This window comes from Microtetraspora malaysiensis, assembly GCF_050947145.1.
Classification (GTDB): domain Bacteria; phylum Actinomycetota; class Actinomycetes; order Streptosporangiales; family Streptosporangiaceae; genus Microtetraspora_A; species Microtetraspora_A malaysiensis.
In genome coordinates, this window is record NZ_CP191998.1 from 3,276,434 (window position 1) to 3,300,853 (window position 24,420).

The window sequence follows — 24,420 nt, forward strand, 5'->3', positions numbered from 1 at the left end:
GCCTCGGAGATGCTGCGAGCATGTCGGTGAGCGCGTTGGTCATGAGGTCCACTTCTTCCTGATCGTGACCTACCTGGACGGTGTCCGTGCTGTCGGCGACATTCTGGTTACCGTCTGCGAGGGGTGGGTCTGATCGGGGTGGTGTGTCGTGACCGGGTGCCTGTGAGGGGCCCCGGCCGGGCAATGGCCGGCACCACACCCGGCTCTCGTAGCGCCGCTCAGCCGCGCAGCTGCGCGTTGAGCCGTGCGGCCTGTCGCGTGAGGTGGTCGCGTTCAGGGAGGCTGGGCGCCGATCGGGCAGCTTCGGAGTAGAGCCGTGCCGCGGTGACCGGGTCACCATCGCGCTCGTATAGGTACGCCGCGACGGCGGCGTGGCGTGGCAGGGCGGGGTCGAGCCCCGCCAGGGCGGCCAGACCGGCCCGCGGGCCGTCGGCCTCACCGACCGCGACGGCCCGGCTGATCCGCTGGGCCATGGTCGCTTCCGGCACGAGGTAGGCCTGCGCGATCTGACGCGTGGTCAGGCCGCCGACCGCGCGCAGCGTGAGCGCGACGGCCGAAGCCGGTGTCAGGGACGGGTGCGCGCACAGGAAGTACAGCTGGAGCGTGTCGTCCACCAGCTCGCCGGGGCCGGGCACGGGCTCGACCTCGACACGTGCCTCGCGGTGCCGTCGAGAGGTGTCGGCACGGGCGGCGTCGAGGAACTTACGCCAGGCCACGGTGACCAGCCAGCCTTTGGGGTCCTGCGGCGGGCCGCCCGGCCACACGCGCACGGCCTCGACCAGGGAGTCCTGCACGGCGTCCTCGGCCGCCGCGAAGTCGGCTCCGCGACGGACGAGGATGCCGATCACGGCGGGGGTGAGGCGCCGCAGCAGGGTCTCGTCCACCGTGCGTCACTCCGTGATGGTCGGGCACGCGGTCAGGAACGGGCGCAGCTCGAGCCATTCGTGGATCGGCTTCCCACCCGCACCCGGAGCCGCGGACAACTCGCCGGCCAGCTCGAGCGCCCGCTCGTAGGACTCGACGTCGATCACCATCCAGCCGGCGATGAGGTCCTTGGTCTCGGCGAACGGGCCGTCGGTGATGGGCGGCCGCCCCTCGCCGTCGTAGCGGACGAACGTGCCCTCCGGGGAGAGCGCCTGACTGTCGACGAACTCGCCGGTCTCCTCGAGCCGCGCGGCGAAGTCCCGCATGTACTGCAGGTGGGCCGAAACCTCCTCCGGCGTCCACTGGTCCATCGGTACGTCGTTGACCGATGCCGGCGCGCCCCGGTAGTGCTTGAGCAGCAGGTACTTGGCCATCAGATTCTCCTACGAGTGGTACGGCCCAGTGTGGCCGTGTTCACTCCGGGACGAAGCCGCGCGCGGGTTCTCGACATCCCCTCGCGATATTTTCTGGCGGATGGTTGCACGGTTACCGCCGAGGACAGCGGATCATGCCGGGATCGGTAGGGTTGGAGTCATGAGCACGCCTGCGGAACGCTACGCCGCCTTCCGTGAGCAGCAGGCCGGTAGCGGGCCCGCCCTCACCTCGTTCCGGGGTCTGTACGACTTCGCGCTCGACGAGTTCCAGATCGACGCCTGTGAGGCGCTGGAGGCCGGAGACGGCGTCCTGGTCGCCGCCCCCACCGGGTCGGGCAAGACGGTTGTCGGGGAGTTCGCCGTCCACCTTGCTCTTGAGCAGGGGCGCAAATGCTTCTACACCACCCCCATCAAGGCGCTGTCGAACCAGAAGTACAACGACCTCGTCCGCCGGTACGGCGCGGCCAAGGTGGGCCTGCTCACCGGGGACAACAGCGTCAACGGCGAGGCCCCGATCGTCGTCATGACCACCGAGGTCCTGCGCAACATGCTGTACGCCGGGTCCGGCACGCTCGCCGGGCTCGGCTACGTAGTGATGGACGAGGTGCACTACCTCGCCGACCGGTTCCGCGGCGCGGTGTGGGAAGAGGTGATCATCCATCTGCCCGAGTCGGTGCGGGTGGCCGCGCTCTCCGCTACGGTCAGCAACGCCGAGGAGTTCGGCGAGTGGCTCGGCGAGGTCCGCGGCGAGACCACCGTCATCGTGGACGAGCACCGCCCGGTGCCGCTGTGGCAGCACATGCTAGTCGGCAACCGCCTGTACGACCTGTTCGCCAACGAGAGCGACGGCGTGCTGCGGATCAACCCCAACCTGATGCGGATCTCCCGCGACGAGGTGCGGGAGGCCCAGGCCCGGGGACGGCGCGGCTACTCCCGGCCGCGGCGCGGTCCCGCCGCGAACCGGCCCGGCGTCATCGAGAAGCTCGACACGGAGGGGCTGCTGCCCGCGATCACGTTCATCTTCTCCCGCGCGGGGTGCGACAGCGCCGTGATGCAGTGCCTGTACGCGGGTCTGCGGCTGACCACGGAGAAGGAACGGCACGAGATCCGGCAGATCGTCGACGAGCGCACCGCGCACCTGCCGGACGAGGACCTGGCCGTCCTGGGCTACCTGGAGTGGCGCGAGTGCCTGGAACGCGGGCTCGCCGCCCACCACGCGGGGATGCTGCCCGCGTTCAAGGAGGTCGTCGAGGAGCTGTTCACGAAGGGGCTGGTCAAGGCGGTGTTCGCCACCGAGACCCTGGCGCTGGGCATCAACATGCCCGCCCGCTCGGTGGTGATCGAGAAGCTCGACAAGTGGAACGGTGAGACCCACGCCGACCTCACGCCGGGGGAGTACACCCAGCTGACCGGCCGCGCCGGGCGGCGGGGGATCGACGTCGAGGGCCACGCGGTCGTGGTGTGGCAGCCGGGCATGGACCCGGTCTCCGTGGCCGGGCTCGCCAGCACCCGCACGTACCCGCTGCGCTCCAGCTTCCGCCCGTCGTACAACATGGCGGTCAACCTGGTCGGGCAGGTCGGCCGGGTCCGGGCCCGCGCGCTGCTGGAGGACTCCTTCGCGCAGTTCCAGGCCGACCGGGCGGTCGTCGGGCTGGCCCGCCAGCTCCGCAAGTCCGAGCAGGCTCTGGAGGGCTACACCGAGGCCATGACCTGCCACCTCGGCGACTTCCCGGAGTACGCGGCGCTGCGCAGGCGGCTGTCGGACCGCGAGTCCGAGCTGGCCCGCCAGCGCGGGGCCGCCCGCAGGGCCGAGGCCGCACGGTCCCTGGAGGAGCTGAAGCCCGGCGACGTCATCCGGGTCCCCGGTGGGCGGCGGGCCGGGCTGGCGGTGATCCTCGACCCTGGCGTGAAGGTCAGGGGAGAGGGACCGTCCCCGCTCGTGCTCACCGCGGGCAAGCAGGTGAAGCGGCTGTCCCCGGCCGACTTTCCGGTGCCGGTGGAACCGGTCGAGCGCATCAGGATCCCCAAGGGCTTCAACGCCCGCACCCCCAAGGATCGGGCCAACCTCGTCTCCACCATGCACGCCAAGGTCGGCGATCGCGACCTGGGCAAGCCGCCGCGCGCCAGGGACCACGTCACCGAGGACGAGGAGATCCTGCGGCTGCGCCGGCAGCTCCGGCAGCACCCCTGCCACGGCTGCGACGAGCGCGAGGACCACGCCCGCTGGGCCGAGCGGTACCACAAGCTGCTGCGCGAGACCGAAGGGCTGCGCCGCCGGGTGGAGGGGCGCTCGCACGTCATCGCCCGGACCTTCGACCGGGTCTGCGGCGTGCTCGACCAGCTCGGCTACCTGGAGGGGGAGAACGTCACGCAGGAGGGGCGGCGGCTGGCCAAGCTCTACACCGAGCTGGACCTGCTCACCGCCGAGTGCCTGCGTGCGGGGCTGTGGGACCGGCTGGACCCGGCCGAGCTGGCCGCCTGCGTGTCGTCGCTGATCTACGAGTCGCGGCAGTCGGACGAGGCCCGCAACCCGCGCATCCCGGCCGGGCCGGCCCAGGAGGCGCTGGCGGCCATGATCCGGCTGTGGGGCGAGCTGGAGTCCATCGAGGAGGACCACGGGCTCTCCTTCACCAAGGAGCCCGATCTCGGGTTCGTCTGGACGGCGTTCCGCTGGGCCAAGGGGCACAGCCTCGACGCCGTGCTCACCGACGGCGATCTCGCGGCCGGCGACCTGGTCCGCTGGATGAAGCAGCTCCTCGACCTGCTCGGCCAGCTCAGAGATGCCGCGCCGGTCGGGAGCAAGGTCAACGAGAACGCCGACAAGGCCATCGACGCGCTGCGTCGCGGGGTCGTCGCGTACTCCTCCGTCGGCTGACGTCGCACGCCCGCACGCCCGCACGCCCGGGCGTGTCCGGGCGTGCGCGGCGAACTGACCGCCCGGTCGGGCGTGTGTAGCGGCCGGTTCGCGGACAGTAACCGCGCGGCAAGGTTCTCGGGTGATCTGGGCGGAAATTTCCCTATAACAAGCCCCCTGGGTCCCTGGAGGTAGGGATGTTCGCTCTCCTCGCCGCGTTGTTCTTCCTCGCCGCGCTGGTCTTCGCCATCGGCGGCTGGGCCGTCGGCGCCGTCCTCACGGTGACCACCCTCGGCGTCGCCGGCCTGTTCTTCCTCGCGCTGCACCTCGGCGGGTACGGCACGAGCTGGAGCCTCAAGAAGTAGCCTCCCGCGGCTACGCACCAGGAAACACCGCGGGCCCCGAGGACGGCCGTCCTCGGGGCCCGCGGTGTGCCGCGCGGGCGTTCAGGCCGCCGTGCGCGAGGAGAGTGCGGAGAGCAGGCGGTTCACCGGTCCGTCCAGGCCGTACCGGTCGGCGAGGGCCACCAGGCGCTCGGCGTCGCGCGGCTCAGCCGGGCAGGCCAGGTCGGCGGCGGGCATCGGTGCGTCGTGCGCCACCCGCACCACGGCGGGCGCGACGTCGAGGTAGGCGCGGGCGGCGGTCAGCTTGGCCCGCGTCCCGGAGGGGAAGCCCTCCTGGACGCCCTCGTCGAGCGCGCCGAGCAGCTTCTCCAGGGAGCCGAACCGGCTGACCAGGGCGGCGGCCGACTTCTCGCCGATGCCGGGGACGCCGGGCAGGCCGTCACTCGGGTCGCCGCGCAGCGTGGCGAAGTCGGCGTAGGTCCGGCCGGGGATGCCGTACTTCTGCGTCACGAACGCCTCGTCGACCGTCTGGAGATTCCGGATTCCCCTTACTGTGTACAGGACCCGGCACGGGCGCGCGTCGTCCACGAGCTGGAAGAGGTCGCGGTCGCCGGTGACGATGTCGACCGCGCCGGCCTCTCGGTGGGCCAGGGTCCCGATGACGTCGTCCGCCTCGTAGCCCTCGGCGGCGAGCCGTGCGATGCCGACCGCGTCGAGGAACTCCTCGATGACGGGGATCTGCGGGACCAGGGCGTCGGGTACCTCCTCCTCGTTTCCGGTCGCGACGCGGTGCGCCTTGTACGAGGGGATCGCGGCGACCCGGAAGGCGGGGCGCCAGTCGGCGTCCATGCAGGCGGCCAGGCCGGTGGGCGAGTGGTCGCGGACCAGCGTGGCGATCATGTCGATCAACCCGCGTACGGCGTTGACCGGCATGCCGTCCGGCGCGGTGATCGAATCAGGCACGCCGTAGAAAGCGCGGAAGTAGAGCGACGGGGTGTCGAGAAGCATCAGCACCCGTCCATTGTCGCGCTCCGGAGCGGCGGCGGCGCGGCTCGTGTTCGGCGCCGCGTCAGCGCCGGGGCGCTGCGCATGGTTCCCGCCGCCGCGTGTGCGCGCTAGCCGTCGAGGACGCCGACCGCGAGGAGACAGGTGTCGTCCTCGGGGTTAGGGCCGCCGAGCGCGTCGAGCAGCCGGTCGAGGCCGGGGTCGAGGTCGTCGTGCCCGGAGATCATCTCGGCCGCGTCGAGGGTCAGGGCGAGGCCCTCGTCGATGTCGCGCGAGCGCCGCTCGACCAGGCCGTCGGTGAACATCAGCAGCAGGTCGTCCGGGCGGAGCGGTATCTCGGCCACGCTGTACCTCGGGCCGGGAGCCGCGCCGAGAACCACGCCTTGCGGCGGCTGGAGCTGCCGGGCGATGCCGTCCCGGACCAGGATGGGCGACAGGTGGCCCGCCTGGGCCCAGGTGAAGACCCGGGTGGCCGGGTCGAACCGGCCGACGATCACGGTCGCGGTGGTCTCGTCGAGGCGGCTGAGCACGAGCTCGTTGAGCCAGGCCAGGAGCCGGTCCGGGGACTCGCCGGTCATGGTCAGCCCCACCAGCGCGTGCCTGAGCTGGGCCATCTGCGCGATGGCGGGCAGTCCGTGGCCGGAGACGTCGCCGATGGCGAGGAGCATCCGCCCGTCCGGGAGCTGGGCCGCCTCGTACCAGTCGCCGCCGAGGCTGGCCGCCTTCTCCGCCGGGACGTAGCGGACCGCGACCCGCGCGTGCGGGAGGTCGATGGAGCCGCCCGGCTCGGGCAGGATCGCGTCGCGCAGGGCCAGCGTGACCGTGCGGTCCTCGGCGGCCTGCTCGCGCACTTCGAGCAGCTGCGTTCGCAGCCTGTCCACGATCTCCGCGGTCGTCGTGGGGACCACTGGGCGTTCGCCGGGGAGGGGAGGGCATGGTCCGGCGCCGCCAGCTACGGCGATCATGGTTGAGTAGCTCCTCGAGCAGGAAGGGATGGGGAGCGACAGAGAGTGACTGTCTAGAGGCGCAGCGTAGCACCGTGGGGAGGTTCTCCGAACCGCGGGGGTGGCCCCGAGGGGGGCCCGCCACCTGCTCTCCCGGCGGCTCCCGAGCCACTCCCGGAGGGCACCTGATGTGGGCCGTCCGCGTGTCTGTCGTTAGATTGGATCGCGTGACAACGACGTCCTCTGATCTCTATCCCGTGTCCCGACTCGCCGCCGTCCGGGAGGCGACCGCCGCCGCCGGTCTTGACGCGCTGCTGCTCACGCCCGGCCCCGACCTCCGCTACATCAGCGGGTACGACGCGCTGCCGCTGGAGCGGCTCACCTGCCTGGTCGTCCCGGTCTCCGGGGAGCCGTTCATGATGGTCCCGCGGCTCGAACTGCCGGCCGCCGAGCACTCGCCCGCCTCGCGGCTCGGCGTCGAGTTCGTCGCCTGGGACGAGACGGACGACCCGTACGCGCACGTCGCGCACCGGCTCGGCTCCGTGACCAAGGTGGGGCTCGCCGACCGGATGTGGGCTCTGCAGTCGCTGCGCTTCCGCGCGGCGATGCCGGGTGTCGAGCAGGTGCTCGGCGGGTCGGTGCTCGGCCCGCTGCGGGCGCGTAAGTCCCCCGCCGAGGTCGCCGCGCTGCGGGCCGCGGGCGCCGCGATCGACGTGGTCCACGCCCAGGTGCCGCAGTTCCTCAAGGCCGGGCGCACCGAGCGGGTCGTGGGCAAGGACATCGCCGAGGCGATCCTCGCCGCCGGGCACGCCACGGTCGACTTCGTGATCGTCGGCTCCGGCCCGAACGGCGCCAGCCCGCACCACGAGGTGTCCGACCGGGTCATCCAGCCGGGTGACGCCGTGGTGGTGGACATCGGCGGCACGATGCCGAGCGGCTACTGCTCGGACTCCACCCGGGTCTACTGCGTGGGCGAGCCGTCGCCGGAGTTCGTGAAGTACTACGAGGTGCTCAAGGAGGCCCAGGAGGCGGCCTGCGCCCACGTGCGGCCCGGCGTCACCTGCGAGTCCGTCGACGCCGCCGCCCGTGACGTGATCACGGAGGCCGGTTACGGCGAGTACTTCATCCACCGGACCGGGCACGGCATCGGCCTGGAGACCCACGAGGACCCGTACATGGTGTCCGGCAACACCACGCTGATGGAGCCGGGCTTCGCGTTCTCGGTCGAGCCCGGGATCTACCTGCCCGGCCGCCACGGCGCGCGGATCGAGGACATCATGATCTGTGGGGAGACCACGGGCGAGCGGCTGAACCACAGCACCCGCGACCTCGTCATCGTCTAGCGGCGGGAGGGGTGGCACCTGGTGGCGATGATGTATTCCGCGGTGCGCCGGTGAGCGGCGCGGCGCATCCGCTGGCGGAGGTGCTGGACGCCGCCGGCAAGGGCGCCTTCCCCGAGCCGGACGGCGCCGTACGCTTCCTGGGCCAGCCGAACGCCCGGGACTGCGGCGTGATCGCCTTCACCGCGCACAGCGTCCTCTTCGCGGACGTGGACCCCGCGTGGGCGCGCGGGCTACTGCCGGAGGACGACCTGTCCGCGCCGCTGAACCCGCCGTTCCTCAGCGCTCTGGAGGAGCGGACCGGGCGCAGGGTGAACAACATCGACATGCTGGTGGTGGCGGAACCGCTGCCGGGTCCGCCCCCGCTCGCCCTCACCGAGATCACCGACCCCGGCCACCCCCGGGTGCGCTATGCCGTACGGCACCGGGACGGTGTGCGGGTGTGGGGGGCGGACGGCGGGATCGTCCTGCTCGGCCGGGGCGTGGCGGGCCGCTGGGAGATCGCGGTCGAGGTCGATCCCGGCCACCGCGGCCGGGGGCTCGGCGCGCTGCTGGCCCGCGCCGGACGGCATCTGCTCGGTGAGAGGAGGGTGGTGTGGGCCCAGATCGCTCCCGGAAACGCGGCGAGCGTCCGGACCTTCCTGTCCGCCGGGTTCACGCCGGTCGGGGCCGAGGCCTTGCTCGTCCCGCCCGCCGATCACGACGCGTGACGACCGGGTGGGCGGTCAGGCGGCGGCGTCCGGTGTGGCGCCGATGGCGTGCGCCAGAGGCGCGGGCAGGGGGTAGGGACGCTCGACGGGGAGCAACTCGGTCACGTCCCGTCCCTCCCGCACCGCCGCGTGGATGTCCCGGACCCGGCCGGTGACGTCGGCGATGCCCACGATCCACTCGTCCACGTAGCGGCCGACCGCCTCCCCGGACAGGCCGATCTGGATGGAGCGGTACGGCAGGGCGTTGTGGTGCGGGTCCCGTTCGGGGTCCCACTGGATCCGGACGGGGCTGCGCCGGAGCCGCTCCGCCCACGCGTCCCGGTCGGCGCCGTCCGGGTGGCTGAGGCAGGCGTGCCCGAGCGCCCACTCGAACCCGGGTCGGGAGATGTCGATCGCCAGGACGCGGGTCTGCCCCGGCTTCGCGGCCCAGCCGCAGCGGTACATCATCCAGAGGAACGAGGGCTTGATCCACGTCATGCGCTCCCGCTTGAACGGCGGGACGAACCGCCCCGCCGCGACGGCGGGGCCGGCGATCGCCGGATCGTAGGCCTGGTAGACGGTGACGGCCTCCTCGTCGTAGGCGGCGCGGATCTGCCGGTAAAGCGTTTTCATGCCGTTCAGCGTCGCGAATCCGTCCGCGGCCCGGCAACCGCATTTCGGGTTGTCGAGCCGCATTGAGGGAGCAGGCGCTCCGCCCGCTCGGTGAAATGGCCTCTTGGCCGGTGGCGGCCGACGTAGCACCATCGGTGCGTGGCGGCCCTGGCTCCCGGCGACCCGCGCCGGATCGGTGAGTACTGGCTCGCCGGTCGGCTGGGCGAGGGCGGCCAGGGGATCGTCTACGAGGCGTACGACGCGGCGGGCCGCCGGGTGGCCGTCAAGGTGCTGCGCGCCGGCGACGGGGTGGGCACGCGCGCGAGGTTCGCCAAGGAGGCCGCCGCCGCGCGCCGGGTCGCCCCGTTCTGCACGGCACGGGTGATCGAGGCCGACCTCGACGCGCCTCTGCCGTACATCGTGAGCGAGTACGTGGGCGGGCCGAGTCTGCGCCGGGCGGTCGAGCTGGACGGGCCGTACGAGGAGGACCGGCTCTACCGGCTGGCCACCGGCGTGGCGACCGCGCTGGCGGCCATCCATCAGGTGTCGGTCATCCACCGCGACCTCAAACCGGACAACGTGCTCATCGGCCCGGACGGGCCGCGGGTGATCGACTTCGGGATCGCCCGGACCCGCGAGATGTCACTCACGACCACGGGACACATGGCGGGCACGCCGGCGTTCATGGCGCCGGAGATCGTCCTCGGGCGGCGCGCGGGCCCGGAGGTGGACGTCTGGGCGTGGGGCGCGGTCACGGTGTTCGCCGCGACCGGGCGTGAGCCGTTCGGCGGGGACGGCGTCGCCGCGCTCTTCCACGGGATCCTGGCCGAGGACCCGGATCTCTCCATGCTCAAGGAGCCGCTGCGCGGCCTGGTCGCCGCGGCGATGGCGAAGGACCCGCGCGACCGGCCGTCCTCCCGCAGGCTGCTGCTCGGCCTCGTCGGCGGCGGCGACGAGCTGGCGCCGCTGCTCGCGGCGGGCACCCGTACGGCGGAGCTGGTCCGGCCCCCGGCGGGCGCCTCCCCGCCGTCGCTGGCGACGCTGGCCGAGGAGGCCTACGCCGGGCTGGTCCCCGGGGACCGGTCGCTGGTGCCCCGGGTGCTGCTCCGCATGATCACGCCGGGGGAAGGCGGCGACGACCTGCCGAGGAGGGTCCGTCCGGACGATCTCCTCGACGGCGTGGTGGGGTCGGAGACCGCAGAGCGCGTGCTGTCCGCGTTCGCCCGGATGGACCTGGTGGCGCGGGAGGATGGCGAGGTGTCCGTCGCGAACGCGGCTCTGCCTCGGGCCTGGCCGCGGCTGCGGGAGTGGATCGATGCGGAGCGGGACGGCCTGCGCTTTCACCGGCGGCTCGGCGAGGCGGCGGCGCTGTGGGACGGTCACGGCCGACGCCCCGGCGACCTCTACCAGGGGACGGCGCTGGAGGCGGCGGTGGCGTGGGCCGCCACCGGCCGCCGGCACGTCACGCTCAACCTGCTGGAGAGCGCCTTCCTCGACGCCTCGCTCGCGCTCGGCCGGGTGCGCGGCCGGCGCAGGCGCCAGCTCACCGCGGCGCTCGCCGCGCTGCTCGTCCTCGCGCTCGCGTCGGCCGTGGTCGCGGTCGTGCAGGGGGCCGCGGCCGCCCGGCAGCGCGACGTCGCCGCCGCGCGGCAGACGGCCGCCCGCGCCGACTCGCTGCGGTCGTCCGACCCGGCCACGGCGATGCTGCTGAGCGTCGCCGCGTGGCGGCTCGCCCCGGTGTCCGAGGCGCGGGCCGCGCTGTACGGCTCGCTCGCCCAGCGCGAGCGCCGCGTGTCCGCGCCGCCGAAGGTCACGGCCGAGGCGCGCTTCGCCCTCAGCGGCGACGGCCTGACCCTCGCCGTCGTGGACCAGGACCGCGCGGTGCTGTGGGACGTGGCGGCCGGCCGGGAACGCGGCGCGGTGTCCGGCGTGGGCCGCGCCGTTCGGGAGGTCGCGCTGAGCCGGGACGGCAGGTGGCTCGCGGTCGCGGGAGAGCGGTCGGTGCGCGTCTGGGACCTGTCGGCGCGGCGTCCGGCCGGGCCGGAGATCGCCGAGGCGGCGCGGTGGCTGGAGTTCGGCCCGAGCGGGCGGCTGCTCGCCCTGGTGACCGACGGCGGCCGGTGGCAGGTCTGGGGCGCGGCCGGCGGCGCCCGGCTGATCGACCGTCCCACCTCGGGGGCCGAGGCCGTCGCGGTGTCGTACGACGACCGGCTGGCGGCACCGATGCTGGACGGCGACCGCTTCGAGCTGTGGGACCTGACCACGGGGCGGCCGCTGCGCGCCCCAGGTGGAGGGCGGGCGGTCTGGGTCGCCTTCGATCCCGACGGCCGGACCCTCGCCGTGAGCGCCGGGCCCGACGTCGTCTTCTGGGACCTGACCGGCCGCGCCCGGAGCGGAACGCGGCTGGAGGGCGCGGGGGCGGTCTGGGTGGCCTTCGGCGCCGGCGGCCGCCTCGTGGTCACCTACGACAAGCGGAGCGTCGGCCTGTGGACGTCCGAGGGCGTGTCGCTCCTGCGCTATCCGCTGGCCGACACCACCGGGATGCCGTCGGCCGCGATCGGCGCGGACGGCCGCACCCTCAGCTACCTCCTCGGCGGAGGAGCGGTCGCGGTGCTGGACGTGGACGCCGGCGATCGGCCGCCGCGGCTCGCCTCCGAGATCCGGACGGTCGCCTTCGGCGGCGACGCGCGCCTGGCCGCCGTGCAGACCGCGACCTCCCTTGAGCTGTGGGACGTCGCCGCGGGCCGGAGACTCGGCGATCCCCTGGAGTCCCCGGCGGCCACGGCGCTCGCGTTCAGCCCCGACGGTCGGCTGCTGGCCGTGGGCGCGGAGGATCCCCCGGTGCTCACCCTGTGGGATGTGGCCCGGCGGGAACGGCTGGCCGCCCTTCCGCTCGCGGACGTGAGCTGGGTGGGCGGGCTGGCCTTCAGCCCCGACGGGCGGACGCTCGCGGTGTCCCCGTCGAACGGCAGCTTCGAGCGGGTGCAGCTCTGGGACGTGGCCGCCCACAGGAAGTCGGCGGTCCTCGCGCACGAGGGCGGGGACGTCATGGCGTTCCGGCCGGACGGTGCGGCCCTGGCGGTGGGCGGGCTCGGCAACGCGCTCGTCGCGCTCCCGAGCGGGCGGGTCTGGGACCGGCCCTTCGGGCCCAGCGACGACGGCGTGCGCTCGGTGGCGTTCAGCCCGGACAGCCGCACCGTCGCGACCGGGTTCAGCAAGCTCGGGGTGGACCTGTGGGACGCCTCGACCCGCCGCCGGATCGGCCGTCTCGCGCCGACCCAGGGACGCCTCGACGACGTGGTGGCGCTGGCGTTCTCCCCGGACGGCCGCCTGCTTGCCACCGGAGGGGCGAGCGGCGACGTGCGTCTGTGGGACGTGGCGGCGCGGCTGCCGCTCGGCCGGCCGTACTCGGCGCACTCGGGGCAGGTGGCGGCCCTCGCGTTCGGCCCGGGCGGGCGCGATCTCTACAGCCTGGGCGGGGACGGAACGCTGCAGCGTTATCCCGTCGATCCCGAGCGGGCCGCGGCGGCGGTCTGCGCGCGTGCCGGGACGACGTTGTCGGAGGACGAATGGCGAGGCCTCATCCCCGAGGCGTCCTATCGAAAGGTGTGTTGACCGTGCTGCGACTTCTCCTTCTTCTCTGGACGTCCACGCTCGCCCGCCTCTCCGGGGGCGGCCGGCGACCGGGCGACGACCGGGACCGGGACCCGGCGGCCGTCGAATACGCCGAGGTCGTCCCGGACCCGGTGGTGCTGGAACGGGGTGCGCGGACGCCGATCCTGATCAACCTCGTCACCAGCGGATCGGCCGGTGAGCGGCCGCGCGGCGTCCTGGAGGGGCCGGACGGCTCCCGCGCCGAGCTGGGCTTCGACCGCTCCGACAAGGCGCCGTACGAGGAGGGCTGGCGGGCGGAGCACGTCTTCCTCCCGGGCATCGCCCTCGGGACCTGGCGGGCGGTCATCGAGTACGGCGCGGCCGTCCACGAGCTGGAGTTCTCGGTCGAGGACGCGGAGGAGAGGGATCCGACCACCATCGTGGACTTCCGCGTGGTCGCCGACCCGGTGGAGGAGGACGCCCCGATCACGCTCGCGGGCTTCCTGAAGGCCGAGCGGTCCCGGCTGCGGGATCGCCGGGTCGTGCTGTCTTTCCGCCCCGAGGACGCGCTCGCGTGGAGCGAGATCGCGGAGGCGTGGACCGGAGAGGACGGCGACTTCGCCGTGACGCTCGACGCGTGGGAGCCGGGCTGGTGGCGCGCGGTCTACTACGGGACGCCACGCTGGTCCGACGGCGGGCGCCCGCTGCGGGGCACGCGCAGTGAGGCCGTCTTCATGGCGATGCGCAGCGGGCCCAAGACGCGGTCGCGGTTCTCCGGCTACACGGCGCTGCCCTCGTCCACGTCCGCCGGGAAGCTGGTGAAGCACTCGGGGCGGCTCATCCACGAGACCCCGCTCGACCCGCCGCCCGGCGTCGAATGGGTGGCCGCCGCGTCGCGGGAGGTGACGTTCTGGTTCAGGCCCGCGGGCGGCTCGTGGTCGCCGAACCCCGTCGGCAGGGCGATGACCACGAACAACGGCTCCTTCACCAAGAAGCTCACCGCGTCGAGGTCGGGGGAGTGGCAGGTGCGCTACGGCGGACAGAGCGGGGACCTCAAGGCCACCCCGAAGAGCCGTCAGGTGAAGGTCAGGTGAGGGGCCGGTGAGAGTGAGGACAAACTGACACCTTCCGGCGGCCCCCGGCGCTTTGATCCGGCGCTACCGTGTCAGGGATGGAGGAGATCGATCGCCGCATCGTGTCGTTACTGGCCCGTGACGGCCGGATGAGCTTCACCGATCTGGCCAAGGAGACGGGGCTGTCGGTGTCGGCCGTGCACCAGCGGGTGCGCCGGTTGGAGAAACGCGGTGTGATCCGCGGCTACGCGGCGCTGGTCGACTACGACGAGATCGGCCTCCCGCTGACCGCGTTCATCTCGATCAAGCCGATCGACCCGGCCGCGCCCGACGACGCGCCGATCCGGCTGAGCCACATCACCGCGATCGAGGCGTGCCACAGCGTGGCGGGCGACGAGAGCTACATCCTCAAGGTCCGGGTGGCCTCGCCGATCGCCCTGGAGGAGCTGCTGCAGCAGATCCGTGCCTCGGCCAACGTGAGCACCCGCACCACGATCGTCCTGAGCACGCCGTACGACTACCGCAGCCCGGAGATCGAGCCCGGCCAGGCCGGCGGCGACGCCGAGCGCTGACCGGGCGGCCCGGGCCGCCGCCGAGCCCTCGGGGCGGCGGCCATGGGACGACTCATGATCTCAGCCCGCCCGAGGCCGTCGCCGGCCGGGGCGATCTAGTGCCCCTCCCGCCAATCTTTGCCCCGTCGCGTCGCCCAGGGCGGCACCTCGCGGCGTTGTCGTCGTCGGCCGTAGGCTCCGCTACGGCCTCCTCCTCCGCCTTGCGATGCACCACCCTGGACACCGCTCCGTCCGGGCAAACCTTGCCGGTCACGGCACTAGACCTGGGCCGGGAGGAAGTGCCCGCGCACCCGTTCGTAGGCCTCGGGCGCGGCGCCGAACCGGTCGAGGCCGAGCAGGGCGGCCCCGACGATCGGCGGCACGTCGGCGACGACCAGCACGGCGTGCGGCGCGCGCTCGGCGTAGTCCCGTTCGACGAGCGACATGAGCAGCTCGTCGCCCGCGGTCAGCACCCCGCCGCCGAGGACGACCTCGCACGGCTCCTCCAGCAGGCCGAGGCGGCGCATCGCCACCTCGCCGAGGACGGTCACCTCCTCGGCCAGCCGCTCGACCAGGCCGCGGGCGATCGCGTCGCCGCGCGCCGCCGCCAGCAGCGGGGGCACCAGCTCGTGCAGCCGCTCGGCGGGCAGCTCCCCGAAGTGCAGCCCGATGACCGCCTCCTCGACCGTGGCCGTGCCGAACCCGGCGCGGACCACGTCCACCAGGGCGGTGCCCGGCCCCCTGCCGTCCTCGGCGCGCGCGGCGTGCCAGAGCACCTCCTCGCCGAGGCCGTACCCGCCGCCCCAGTCGCCGCTGAGCCGGCCGAGCGCGGGGAACCTGGCCACCTCGCCGGAGGGGGCGACGCCGACGGCGTTGATCCCGGCTCCGCAGACCACCGCCACGCCCCACGGGCCGGAGGCCCCGGCGCGCAGCAGGGCGAACGTGTCGTTGCCGACGACGACGTCGGGGGCGTGGCCGCGCGTGAACAGTTCGTCGCGCAGGCGCTCCTCCTCGATCGGCAGGTCGGCCCCGGCGACGTAGGCGGCGACATGGTCCGCCACGGGGACTCCGGGACGGTACGCGGGGACCGTGCGGGCGACGATCTCGCCGATCACGTCGATCGCCGCCGCCACCCCCGCGCTCTGCGGCAGGAACGCGGCGCCTCTGCCGGTGGCGAGCACGGACCCGTCCTCGGAGACGAGGGCCACGGCGGTCTTGCTGTTCCCCCCGTCGACCGCCAGCACGGTGCGCGGACGGCGGTCGGTCACCGGGACACCGCCCACGGCAGATGCGCCCGGCCCGCCTCGACGAGCAGCCGGGCCAGCTCGTCGGACAGGGAGGCCTGCCCGACCAGCGGGTGCGCGAGCAGGGCGTCCCGCACCCGCCGTTCGCCGCCGCGCAGCGCCGCGTCCAGCGCCAGCGACTCGTACGCGGAGACGTGCGCGACCAGCCCCCGGTACAGCGGTTCGAGCGGTTCGACCGGGAGCGGCACGGCCCCGGCGGCGGTGATCCGCGCGGGCACCTCGACGACCGCGTCGGCGTCCAGGAACGGCAGCGTGCCGCCGTTGCGGGTGTTGACCACCTGGACGTCGCCCCGGTCGTTCACGAGGGACGCGATGAGCGCCACGGCCGCCTCCGAGTAGAAGGCGCCGCCCCGCTTCTCCAGCAGCTCCGGCTTGGTGTCCACGGCGGGGTCGGCGTACAGGTCGAGCAGGGCGGACTCCATGGCCGCGACCTCGGCCGCCCGGGACGGCTTGCTCCGCTGCTCCTCCACCACCTCGTCGTGGGCGTAGAAGTAGCGCAGATAGTAGGAGGGGACGACGCCGAGGTCGCGGAGCAGCCCGACCGGCAGCCCGAGGTCGGCGGCGATCTCGTCGCCGTGCTCGGCCAGAATCCGGGGGAGGACGTCGCGCCCGTCGAGGTGGACGGAGCGCACCCAGGTCAGGTGGTTGAGCCCGACGTGGCCGAGCGAGATCCGTTCGGGGGGCACCCCGAGGCCGGCGGCGAAGCGGCGCTGGAACCCGATCGCCACGTTGCACAGCCCGATCGCGCGGTGGCCCGCGTCGAGCAGCGCCCGGGTGACGATGCCGACGGGGTTGGTGAAGTCCACGATCCACGCGTCCGGCGCGAGCCGGCGCACCCGCTCGGCGAGGTCCAGCACCACGGGGACGGTGCGCAGCGCCTTCGCCAGGCCACCCGCCCCCGTCGTCTCCTGGCCGACGCAGCCGCAGCGCAGCGGCAGCGTCTCGTCCACGTTCCGCGCGGCCTGCCCGCCGACCCGGAGCTGGAACAGCACGGCCCCGGCCCCGGCGACGCCGTCCTCGACGGTCGTGGCGGTGCTGACCACGGCGGGATGGCCGGCCCGGGCCAGCATCCGGCGGGCCATCCCGGACACCAGCCCCAGACGGTGCTCGTCCGGGTCGATCAAGGTGATCTCAGACAGCGGGAGTTCGTCGCGTAGCCGGGCGAACCCGTCGATCAGCTCCGGCGTGTACGTCGAGCCGCCCCCGACAACGGCCAGTTTCATTTCACTCCTGTCAGTTTGACGCCCTCGATGAAGACCTTCTGGGCGAAGAAGAAGATGACGATCACGGGCGCCATGGCCAGCACGGTCGCGGCCATGGTGAGGTTCCACTGGACGCGGTGCACCGACCGGAACGCGGCCAGCCCGAGCGACAGCGTCCAGTTGTCCAGGTCGGTCCCCGCGTACAGCAGGGGGCCGTAGTAGTCGTTCCAGCAGTAGAAGAACTGGAACAGGGCGACGGCCGCGATGGCCGGCTTCGCCATGGGCAGGATCACCCGGACGAGCGTGCGGAACTCGCCGCAGCCGTCGACCCGGGCCGCGTCGGAGTACTCGCGCGGGATCGTCACGAGGAACTGCCGCAGCAGGAAGATCGAGAAGGCGTCGCCGAGCAGCATCGGGATGATCAGCGGCCACAGGGTGCCGGTGAGGTGGAACCGCGCCCACACGAGGTAGACGGGCACGGCGACGACCTGCGGCGGCAGCATCATCGTGGTGATGACCAGCAGGAACGCCAGCCTGCGCCCCCGGAACCTGAACCGGGCCAGCGCGTACGCCACGGGGATCGACGACAGCAGCATGAACACGGTGGCGAGCACCGAGTACATGATCGTGTTGCCGATCCAGGTGAGCAGCGGCGTCTTCTCGAAGATCTCCGCGAAGTTGGACCAGTTCCAGGCGTCCGGCCACAACCGCGAGGTGAGCGCCTGCTGGTCGCTCATCACGGCGGTGAGCGCGATGAAGACCAGCGGACCGAGGAACATGATCGCCAGCGCGATGGCGATGGCGTGCTTGGCGATCCAGTACAGCGCGGCCCGGCCGCGGCGGGGCCGGGCGGGCGCGGGCGGCGTGGCGCCGGCCCGCTCCCGGACGGTGGCGGCGGGGGCGGCGGTCATGCGTCCTCCTCACCGAAGCCGCGGAACTGGCGCAGCAGGATCAGGGTGAACACCATGGACACCGCGAACAGGACGAGCGCCAGGACGCAGGCGTAGCCCATCGCGAAGTCGCGGAACCCCTGATGGAACAGCCATTCCGGGAAGGTCAGGGTGGACTGGTCGGGATAGCCGGGGGCGAACACCGACCCGGCGGAGTCGGTCGCGCCGGAGGCGACCCGCGCGGCCACCATCGCCTGGGTGAAGTACTGCAGGGTCTGGATGACCCCGGTGACGGCGGCGAACATGAGCACCGGACGGATCACCGGGAGCGTGATGTGGACGAACTGCCGCCAGCCGGTCGCGCCGTCGAGCGCGGCGGCCTCGTAGAGCTGCTTGGGCACGTCGAGCAACGCGGCCATGAAGATGACCATCAGGTCGCCCACCGACCAGAGGGCCAGCATGGTGAGCCCCCACTTCGACCAGGCGGGGTCGCCGAACCAGTCGGGGGACCTGACCCCGACCGTGCCGAGGATCGCCTGCACCGGGCCGGTGGCCGGGTTGAGCAGGTAGACGAAGCCGAGCGTCCCGGCGACGAGCGGCACCAGCGACGGCAGGTAGAAGATCGTCCGGAAGATCCCGGCGCCCGCCTTCAGACGGGTGATGAGCTGCGCGACGCCCAGGCCGAAGACGACGCGCAGCGGGACCATCACCACGACGAGCCACAGCGTGTTCCTGATGGAGGTCCAGGCGGCCTCGTCCTGCAGGAAGTACCGGTAGTTCAGCAGCCCGACCGGTTCTAGCGTGAACAGGTCGTACCGCTGGAACGAGAAGTACACCGTGGAGATCAGCGGATAGACGAAGAAGAGCGCGAACCCGATCAGCCAGGGGGAGAGGTAGGCCAGCGGGCGGAGCCGGTTGCCGAGGGTGATGGCGGCCATGGCGTCAGCCGCCCGCGGTCAGCTTGAGCTTCTCGTTGATCTTCTTGTCCACGTCCGCGAGGAGCGCGTCCAGGTCGGTTTTCCGGCCCGACTCCCAGGCGATCTGGGCCTCCTGCAAGGTCTGCTGGTTGAAGACCGAGTTGATGTGCGCGGGCAGCGTGGAGCTGTTCGGGTTGGCGAAGACGTCGAGGAACGTCTGGAAGTTCGGGTCCTTCTTCAGGTCCGGCGACCGCAGCGCGGGCAGCGTGCTCGGCACGTTCCTGATCGCGTTGGAGAGCGTGACCAGGGCGTCGGTGTCCGTGGTGAGGTACTTCACCAGCTCCCAGGCGGCCTCCTGGTGCTTGGCACCGCGCGGGATGCCGATGACGGTGCCGGCGATGAAGCCCGCGCCGTACCGGGCGGCCTGGTCGTCGGCGACCGGCAGCGGGGCGGTGCCGTAGTCGAGGTCGGGCGCGTCGGCGGCGATCATGGCGTTGCGCCATTCGCCGTCGATCGCCATGGCGACCTTGCCCTTCTGGAAGGGGTTGTCGGCGGACCACTCGTCGCCGAAGCTCTTACGGAACTTCTCGAGCTTGTCGTAGCCGAACCAGTCGGTGAGGTCCTTCTGCCACTTCATGAGGCTCTTCCACGCCGGGTCGGAGCCGATCGCGGAGGTGCCGTCCGGGTTCGTCCACGTGGCGCCCACCATGACGCCGGTGTGGATCGGGGCGTTCTCGTACATCTGGCTGGACGGCACGAACCCGGCGACCTTGATGGTGTCGTCCGCGTCCCGGACCGTGAGCTTCTTGGTGAGGTCGGCCAGCTCGGACAGCGTCTTCGGGGGTTGCTGCCCCTTCATCAGCTTCTTGTTGTAGTAGAGCCCGTACGTGTCGGCGAGCATGGGCATCACGCACCGCTTGCCCTCGTACTGGGTGTACTCGGCGATCACCTTCGGGAACAGCGTCGCTGGGTCGATCTTGCCGGCCGTGAGATACGGGTTGAGGTCCTGGAAGATCCCGGCCTTGCAGAACTGGGCGACGCTGTCGGTGGTGAACGACAGGGCCACGTCCGGCGGGTTGCCGCCGCGCACCGCCTGCAGGATCTGGTCGTCCTGGATCGCCTTGGTCGCCTTGACCGTGATCCAGGGGAACTTCTGCTTGAAGCCGGCCAGCGTGTCCTCGAACGCCTTGAGCTCGCTGTCGGCGGTGAAACCGTGCCAGAACTCGATGGTGACCGGGTCGTCGGCCGTCGCGGACGTGGGCGCGGGACCGGGGGACTCGGTGCCCGCCGTGCAGCCGGTGACCAGCGCGAGGCCGGCCACGGCCGAGATCGCCAGCAGTCGTTTCACATGCGCCTCCTATGGGCGAAGGGGGGTGGGGATGAGCGGGTTGCCGCCCCGCTCCGGCGCTTCCCGGCGCCCGGACGATCCGAAGAGCTCGTCCCGCGCGGTGTCGAGGGCGAGGTCCAGCGCCCCGGCGAGGACGGGGTTGCCCTCGACGCTGGACAGACGCAGCGGGGGACGCGGGATGGTGAGCGCGTGGAGCTCGCGCTCGATGAGGTCGCGCAGCGTCTCGCCTCCGGCGAGTAGCACCCCGCCGGAGAGGACGACGATCTCGGGGTCGACGACCGCCGTGATGGCGGCGAGCCCGACGGCGAGGCGCGAGGCCAGCTCGCGCAGCGCCTCCGCCGCCGCCGGGGCGAGCCGGCCGCCGGACTCGACCGCGCGGGCCGCGTTCTGCACGGCCGCGGCGGGCGTCGCGCCGCGCAGCCCGTGCGCGCGCATGATCCGCAGGACGGCGGGGCCGCCGGCGAGGGCCTGGAAGCCGTGGTCGGCGCGTCTGCCGACGTCGCGGGCGGTCGGCGCGCCGATGGCGGGCATGTAGCCGACCTCGCCCGCGCCGCCGGTCGCCCCCCGGTGCAGCCGGCCGCCGAGGACGAGCGCCGACCCGATGCCCTCGTCCGCCCACAGCAGGACGTAGTCCTGGTGCCCCCTGGCCGCGCCCCGGGCCTGCTCGGCCTGGGCGACCAGGTTGACGTCGTTCTCCACGTCCACGGGCACGCCGAGGCCGTCCCGGAGGGTGCCGACCACGTCGGGGATGTGCCAGCCGGGGATGTGCGCGGCGTACCCGAGGCGGCCGGTCGAGGGGTCCACCGCGCCGCCGATGCCGATGACCACCCGCCGCAGCGCCGTGACCGCGACGTCGGCGCCGGGGCCGTCCGCGGGCGCGCCGTCGGTCTTCACGGCGGAGCAGGCGCCCTCCAGGGCCGCCCGCACCTTCTCCACGATGTCGCCGCCCGCCCGTCCCGGAGTAGGCAGGCAGTACTCCGCCACGACCGTCCCGGTGATGTCGGCGACGGCGACGGCGATCCGGGCCGGGGTGACGTCGAGCGCCGCCACGTGGGCCGCGGCCGCGTTGATCCGGTACAGCTCCGCCGTACGGCCGGGGAGGCCCTCGCGGATGCCGTCGAGCACGACCAGGCCGGCCTCCTGGAGCCGGGCCAGGAGCTGGGACGCCGTGGGCTTGGACAGGCCGGTGAGCGCGCCGAGCTCGGGCCGGGTCAGGGGGCCGCGGTCGAGAAGGACCATCAGCGCGGCGCGGTCGTTGATCGCGCGCAGCAGGCTGGGTGTGCCGGGGGTCGGCTGGCTCACGGGAGTCCTTCCGGGAATAGCGAAGAAGTTAGGAAAGGTCACTAACTTGAAGAGAAAGTAAGGAAACTTTCCAAACTCGTCAAGGGGGGCGGCGTCCCCCGCAACCGACTCGTGACGCGGCCACCGTCCCGGCCCGTGCCGGCACGCCGGGAACCTGCCTCTCACCTGGCCGGATCCGGCCAGGACGGCCGCGAGGGGGGGCCGGATGGAGGGGCCGTCCTCAGCCACGTAGAATCGGGCGGCCTATGCCTTATTCATCGGCGGGCGAGCTGGCCCGGGAACAGAAGTACGTCGCCACTCTCTATGAGCGGCTCGACGTGCTGCGGGTGCGGACGCGCGGGCAACTGGACGAGGTGCTCGCCCAGGGCGCGACGGGCACCCATCAGAACCGTTCCGAGCGCGATTCCTTCGCCGACATGTACGCGCAGCGGCTCGCCCGGCTGTGGGCGGTCGAGCACGGCCTGTGCTTCGGCCGGCTCGACAACGCCGACGGCGGCCGGCTGTACATCGGCCGGATCGGCCTGGCCGACGACGACCAGGAGCGGATGCTGATCGACTGGCGGGCGCCGGTCGCCCAGCCGTTCTACCGCGCCACCCCGGCCGCGCCGATGGGCGTGACCCGCCGCAGGCACCTGCAGACCCGGGGCCGTACCGTCACCAACGTCGACGACGACCTTCTCGACCTCGACGGCCTGACCGACGCCGACCGCGCCTCGCTCAACGGCGAGGCGGCCCTGCTCGCCGCGCTCGGCGAGAAGCGCACCGGCCGGATGCGCGACATCGTCGCGACCATCCAGTCGGAGCAGGACGCGATCATCCGTGGCGACCTGAACGGCGTCCTCGTCGTCCAGGGCGGTCCGGGCACCGGCAAGACCGTGGTCGCCCTGCACCGCGCCGCGTACCTCCTCTACACCTACCGCGAGCGGCTGGAACGGCGCGGCGTCCTCATCCTCGGCCCCAACCTCACCTTCCTGCGCTACATCGAGCACGTGCTGCCCTCGCTGGGTGAGACCGACGTGCTGCTGTCCACGGTCGGCGAGCTGTACCCCGGCGTCACGGGCACCCGCTGGGAGCCGCCGGAGGCCGCCGCGATCAAGGGCGGCATCCGGATGGCCGACGTGATCGGGAAGGCCGTGCGGGACCGGCAGCGTGTGCCGTCCGCGCCGGTGGAGATCCGCCTGGACAAGTTCACGCTCAAGCTCGACCGGCAGACCTTCGAGGCGGCCCGGTCGCGCGCCGTCCGGTCGCGCCGGCCGCACAACGAGGCGCGGGCCGTGTTCGTCCGGCACCTGCTCAACACGCTGACCCGGCAGGCGGCCAGGCAGCTCGGCCGCGGGATGCTCGCCGACGACGACTTCGCCGACCTGCGCGAGGACCTGCGGACCGAGACCCCCGTGCGCACCGCGCTCAACCGGCTGTGGCCGTACCTCACGCCGCAGCAGCTCCTGATCGGCCTCTACACCTCCAAGGAGCGGATGGCCGACGCCGGTCTCGCGCCCGCCGAGTGCGACCTGCTGCTGCGTGAGCCGCCGCGTCCCGGTGAGAACTGGTGGAGCGAGGCCGACGCGCCGCTCCTCGACGAGGCCGCCGAGCTGCTCGGCGAGATCGACGAAGGCGTGCTGCGCGCCGCCCGCCGCGCCGAGGAGGAGCGCGAGGAGCAGCTCGCGTACGCCCGCGAGGTGCTGGAGCTGACCGGCATGGCCGACATCATGGACGCGGAGCGGTTCGCGGCCCGGCAGCGCGCCGACGACGTCTACCTGACCACGGCCGAACGCGCCGCCAAGGACCGCACCTGGGCGTTCGGGCATGTGATCGTGGACGAGGCGCAGGAGCTGTCCCCGATGGCCTGGCGCGCCGTGATGCGGCGCTGCCCGACCCGCTCGATGACCGTGGTGGGCGACATCGCCCAGACGGGGTCGGCGGCCGGCGCGGCGAGCTGGGGCCGGGTCCTCGACCCGTACGTCAAGGGCCGCTGGCGCGAGGCGGGGTTGTCGGTCAACTACCGCACACCCGCCGAGATCATGGCCGTGGCCGCCGACGTTCTCGGCCTGGTCGGCCCCGGCCTGAAGGCCCCCGATTCGGTACGCGAGACGGGCGAGCGGCCCTGGTCGGCCAGGGTCGCCGACCCGGTGACCGGCCTCGCGCCGCTCGTGCGCCGCGAGATCGTCCCGGACGGCCGGCTCGCCGTGATCGTGCCCCACACGCGCGAGGCGGAGCTGGGCGCGGCCCTGGTGGCCGGGGTGCCGGGCGCGGTCGCCGGACCCGGCCCGGGGGCGCTCGACGCGCCGGTGTGCGTGCTCACCGTCGCCGAGGCGAAGGGGCTGGAGTTCGACTCGGTGATCGTGGTCGAGCCGGGTGAGATCCTGAGGGAGTCCCCGCGAGGACCAAGCGATCTTTATGTGGCGCTGACCCGGGCGACGCGACGACTCGGCGTGATCCACTCCGAGCCGCTGCCCCACGCCCTGGAGAGCCTCGTTCCGCGTGCCGACTGATGCGAGAGTGCCGGGATCTGTGCGAATATGAGCGAGATCGCACACACGTCCTGCCTCGATCCCGGACATCCATCCTGTCCTAGCTGCGAAAACTTGGTGTTTCCGCTGTTGGGGGCACGGTTGACATCTGAGCTGAGGTCGGTAGTTTGCTGCGCAGTCCAGCACGGGACTGACCGGTTGACCGTCTTCTGACATCGCCCGATTCTGCGTCCGTGACGGAGGCATACTCCGTCTGCAAGCCAGGCGCAGCGCTGGCGTTCCGTCGAGTCGGGGCACCTCAGCCGGCCGGGGGGTTGGACCCGGGAGGGGTCCGGATACCCAGTAGACAACGGAGCTCCGCGCCCGCCGCCGACGGGACGGATCCGGTCCGAAGGGTCTGTCCGGGCCCCCTTCCGTCAGCGAACGCCCTCCCGGGAACGTTCCCATGGAAGCCCCCGTCCCCCGTGCGCCCCGTCCCCGCCAGGCGAAAGCACGCCTTTCCCGCCCCGCCGCCGCGACCAGATAAAGTCGGGGTGTTCCGCGACGGCCACGTGGGACGCGCAAGGTCCGCTCTCCGCTCCACATCCGGCGCGGCGTGCCGTGCCCGGTCGGCCGGCGAAAGCGGGAAACCGGGCGCTGGAAACTCCTGGCGGTCAGGCCGCGGCAGGACGTCGAAGGCGAG

General features: G+C 72.8%; 19 protein-coding genes. 8 read left to right on the top strand and 11 right to left on the bottom strand.

All coding sequences use genetic code 11. The features are described 5' to 3' along the window. Nucleotides 1-218: 218 nt before the first annotated feature. Entirely contained in the window at nucleotides 219-884 is a 666-nt protein-coding gene (locus tag ACQP1V_RS15570) for a sigma factor (RefSeq protein WP_433423369.1), read from the bottom strand. 6 nt (nucleotides 885-890) lie between these two features. Next, nucleotides 891-1,298: a YciI family protein gene (locus tag ACQP1V_RS15575; RefSeq protein ID WP_433423371.1), complete on the bottom strand. Its 408-nt coding sequence runs from the start codon at nucleotides 1,296-1,298 to the stop codon at nucleotides 891-893. A gap of 160 nt (nucleotides 1,299-1,458) precedes the next feature. Here ACQP1V_RS15575 and ACQP1V_RS15580 point away from each other — a divergent pair, with 160 nt between their 5' ends. Beyond that, nucleotides 1,459-4,173: a DEAD/DEAH box helicase gene (locus ACQP1V_RS15580; protein ID WP_433423374.1), complete on the top strand. Its 2,715-nt coding sequence runs from the start codon at nucleotides 1,459-1,461 to the stop codon at nucleotides 4,171-4,173. A 176-nt stretch (nucleotides 4,174-4,349) separates the two neighbouring features. Beyond that, nucleotides 4,350-4,517, top strand: coding sequence for a hypothetical protein (locus tag ACQP1V_RS15585; protein WP_169806557.1), 168 nt, complete (start codon nucleotides 4,350-4,352; stop codon nucleotides 4,515-4,517). Between the two features lie 81 nt (nucleotides 4,518-4,598). On the opposite strand, the gene ACQP1V_RS15590 is transcribed toward ACQP1V_RS15585, so the two are convergent. Both ACQP1V_RS15590 and ACQP1V_RS15595 read right to left on the bottom strand, forming a co-directional pair. After that, nucleotides 4,599-5,504, bottom strand: a complete 906-nt coding sequence (locus tag ACQP1V_RS15590) for a 5'-3' exonuclease (RefSeq protein WP_433425844.1) — start codon at nucleotides 5,502-5,504, stop codon at nucleotides 4,599-4,601. Between the two features lie 107 nt (nucleotides 5,505-5,611). Continuing rightward, nucleotides 5,612-6,466: a PP2C family protein-serine/threonine phosphatase gene (locus tag ACQP1V_RS15595; RefSeq protein WP_433423376.1), complete on the bottom strand. Its 855-nt coding sequence runs from the start codon at nucleotides 6,464-6,466 to the stop codon at nucleotides 5,612-5,614. 206 nt (nucleotides 6,467-6,672) lie between these two features. Here ACQP1V_RS15595 and ACQP1V_RS15600 point away from each other — a divergent pair, with 206 nt between their 5' ends. Beyond that, entirely contained in the window at nucleotides 6,673-7,788 is a 1,116-nt protein-coding gene (locus ACQP1V_RS15600) for a M24 family metallopeptidase (protein WP_433423379.1), read from the top strand. Between the two features lie 50 nt (nucleotides 7,789-7,838). Next, nucleotides 7,839-8,495, top strand: a complete 657-nt coding sequence (locus tag ACQP1V_RS15605; RefSeq protein WP_433423382.1) for an N-acetyltransferase family protein — start codon at nucleotides 7,839-7,841, stop codon at nucleotides 8,493-8,495. Between the two features lie 15 nt (nucleotides 8,496-8,510). Here the strand turns inward: ACQP1V_RS15605 and ACQP1V_RS15610 are convergent, their stop codons facing one another. After that, on the bottom strand, nucleotides 8,511-9,107 hold the full coding sequence (locus ACQP1V_RS15610) for a DUF4291 domain-containing protein (RefSeq protein ID WP_433423384.1): 597 nt from the start codon (nucleotides 9,105-9,107) through the stop codon (nucleotides 8,511-8,513). A 138-nt stretch (nucleotides 9,108-9,245) separates the two neighbouring features. Between ACQP1V_RS15610 and ACQP1V_RS15615 the strand changes: the two genes are divergently transcribed. The 3 genes from ACQP1V_RS15615 to ACQP1V_RS15625 all read left to right on the top strand — a co-directional run bounded on the left by ACQP1V_RS15615 (nucleotide 9,246) and on the right by ACQP1V_RS15625 (nucleotide 14,325). Further along, nucleotides 9,246-12,701 carry a serine/threonine-protein kinase gene (locus ACQP1V_RS15615; protein ID WP_433423387.1) on the top strand — a complete coding sequence of 1,152 codons (3,456 nt, stop codon included), beginning with the start codon at nucleotides 9,246-9,248 and terminating at the stop codon, nucleotides 12,699-12,701. Between the two features lie 2 nt (nucleotides 12,702-12,703). Continuing rightward, a complete protein-coding gene (locus tag ACQP1V_RS15620; protein WP_433423390.1) occupies nucleotides 12,704-13,774 on the top strand; it encodes a hypothetical protein in 1,071 nt (356 codons plus the stop codon). A gap of 77 nt (nucleotides 13,775-13,851) precedes the next feature. Beyond that, on the top strand, nucleotides 13,852-14,325 hold the full coding sequence (locus tag ACQP1V_RS15625; RefSeq protein WP_433224982.1) for an Lrp/AsnC family transcriptional regulator: 474 nt from the start codon (nucleotides 13,852-13,854) through the stop codon (nucleotides 14,323-14,325). 257 nt (nucleotides 14,326-14,582) lie between these two features. Here the strand turns inward: ACQP1V_RS15625 and ACQP1V_RS15630 are convergent, their stop codons facing one another. From ACQP1V_RS15630 to ACQP1V_RS15655, 6 genes are read right to left on the bottom strand one after another with little or no spacing between them, the layout of a single operon-like run. Further along, nucleotides 14,583-15,572, bottom strand: coding sequence for an N-acetylglucosamine kinase (locus ACQP1V_RS15630; protein ID WP_433423392.1), 990 nt, complete (start codon nucleotides 15,570-15,572; stop codon nucleotides 14,583-14,585). Then, nucleotides 15,569-16,831 (bottom strand): 6-phospho-beta-glucosidase, encoded by a 1,263-nt coding sequence (locus tag ACQP1V_RS15635; protein WP_433423395.1) that lies wholly within the window; start codon nucleotides 16,829-16,831, stop codon nucleotides 15,569-15,571. Before ACQP1V_RS15635 ends, ACQP1V_RS15630 begins: the two co-directional genes overlap by 4 nt. Next, on the bottom strand, nucleotides 16,828-17,721 hold the full coding sequence (locus ACQP1V_RS15640; RefSeq protein WP_067131910.1) for a carbohydrate ABC transporter permease: 894 nt from the start codon (nucleotides 17,719-17,721) through the stop codon (nucleotides 16,828-16,830). The genes ACQP1V_RS15635 and ACQP1V_RS15640 overlap by 4 nt, the downstream gene beginning before the upstream one ends. Further along, nucleotides 17,718-18,638: a carbohydrate ABC transporter permease gene (locus ACQP1V_RS15645; RefSeq protein WP_433423397.1), complete on the bottom strand. Its 921-nt coding sequence runs from the start codon at nucleotides 18,636-18,638 to the stop codon at nucleotides 17,718-17,720. The genes ACQP1V_RS15640 and ACQP1V_RS15645 overlap by 4 nt, the downstream gene beginning before the upstream one ends. A 4-nt stretch (nucleotides 18,639-18,642) precedes the next feature. Continuing rightward, the gene (locus tag ACQP1V_RS15650; protein WP_433423400.1) at nucleotides 18,643-19,965 is read right to left on the bottom strand and encodes an extracellular solute-binding protein; all 1,323 of its coding nucleotides are present in this window, start codon (nucleotides 19,963-19,965) and stop codon (nucleotides 18,643-18,645) included. 9 nt (nucleotides 19,966-19,974) lie between these two features. Then, nucleotides 19,975-21,267, bottom strand: coding sequence for an ROK family transcriptional regulator (locus ACQP1V_RS15655; RefSeq protein ID WP_387411166.1), 1,293 nt, complete (start codon nucleotides 21,265-21,267; stop codon nucleotides 19,975-19,977). A gap of 245 nt (nucleotides 21,268-21,512) precedes the next feature. Here ACQP1V_RS15655 and ACQP1V_RS15660 point away from each other — a divergent pair, with 245 nt between their 5' ends. After that, nucleotides 21,513-23,759, top strand: coding sequence for an ATP-binding domain-containing protein (locus tag ACQP1V_RS15660; protein ID WP_433423402.1), 2,247 nt, complete (start codon nucleotides 21,513-21,515; stop codon nucleotides 23,757-23,759). Nucleotides 23,760-24,420: the final 661 nt, after the last annotated feature.

Bases quoted from the DNA above. Each gene is read 5' to 3' on its own strand.
- ACQP1V_RS15575 (WP_433423371.1), bottom strand. From the start codon at position 1,298: ATGGCCAAGTACCTGCTGCTCAAGCACTACCGGGGCGCGCCGGCATCG.
- ACQP1V_RS15580 (WP_433423374.1), top strand. From the start codon at position 1,459: ATGAGCACGCCTGCGGAACGCTACGCCGCCTTCCGTGAGCAGCAGGCC.
- ACQP1V_RS15585 (WP_169806557.1), top strand. From the start codon at position 4,350: ATGTTCGCTCTCCTCGCCGCGTTGTTCTTCCTCGCCGCGCTGGTCTTC.
- ACQP1V_RS15590 (WP_433425844.1), bottom strand. From the start codon at position 5,504: ATGCTTCTCGACACCCCGTCGCTCTACTTCCGCGCTTTCTACGGCGTG.
- ACQP1V_RS15595 (WP_433423376.1), bottom strand. From the start codon at position 6,466: ATGATCGCCGTAGCTGGCGGCGCCGGACCATGCCCTCCCCTCCCCGGC.
- ACQP1V_RS15610 (WP_433423384.1), bottom strand. From the start codon at position 9,107: ATGAAAACGCTTTACCGGCAGATCCGCGCCGCCTACGACGAGGAGGCC.
- ACQP1V_RS15625 (WP_433224982.1), top strand. From the start codon at position 13,852: ATGGAGGAGATCGATCGCCGCATCGTGTCGTTACTGGCCCGTGACGGC.
- ACQP1V_RS15635 (WP_433423395.1), bottom strand. From the start codon at position 16,831: ATGAAACTGGCCGTTGTCGGGGGCGGCTCGACGTACACGCCGGAGCTG.
- ACQP1V_RS15640 (WP_067131910.1), bottom strand. From the start codon at position 17,721: ATGACCGCCGCCCCCGCCGCCACCGTCCGGGAGCGGGCCGGCGCCACG.
- ACQP1V_RS15645 (WP_433423397.1), bottom strand. From the start codon at position 18,638: ATGGCCGCCATCACCCTCGGCAACCGGCTCCGCCCGCTGGCCTACCTC.
- ACQP1V_RS15660 (WP_433423402.1), top strand. From the start codon at position 21,513: ATGCCTTATTCATCGGCGGGCGAGCTGGCCCGGGAACAGAAGTACGTC.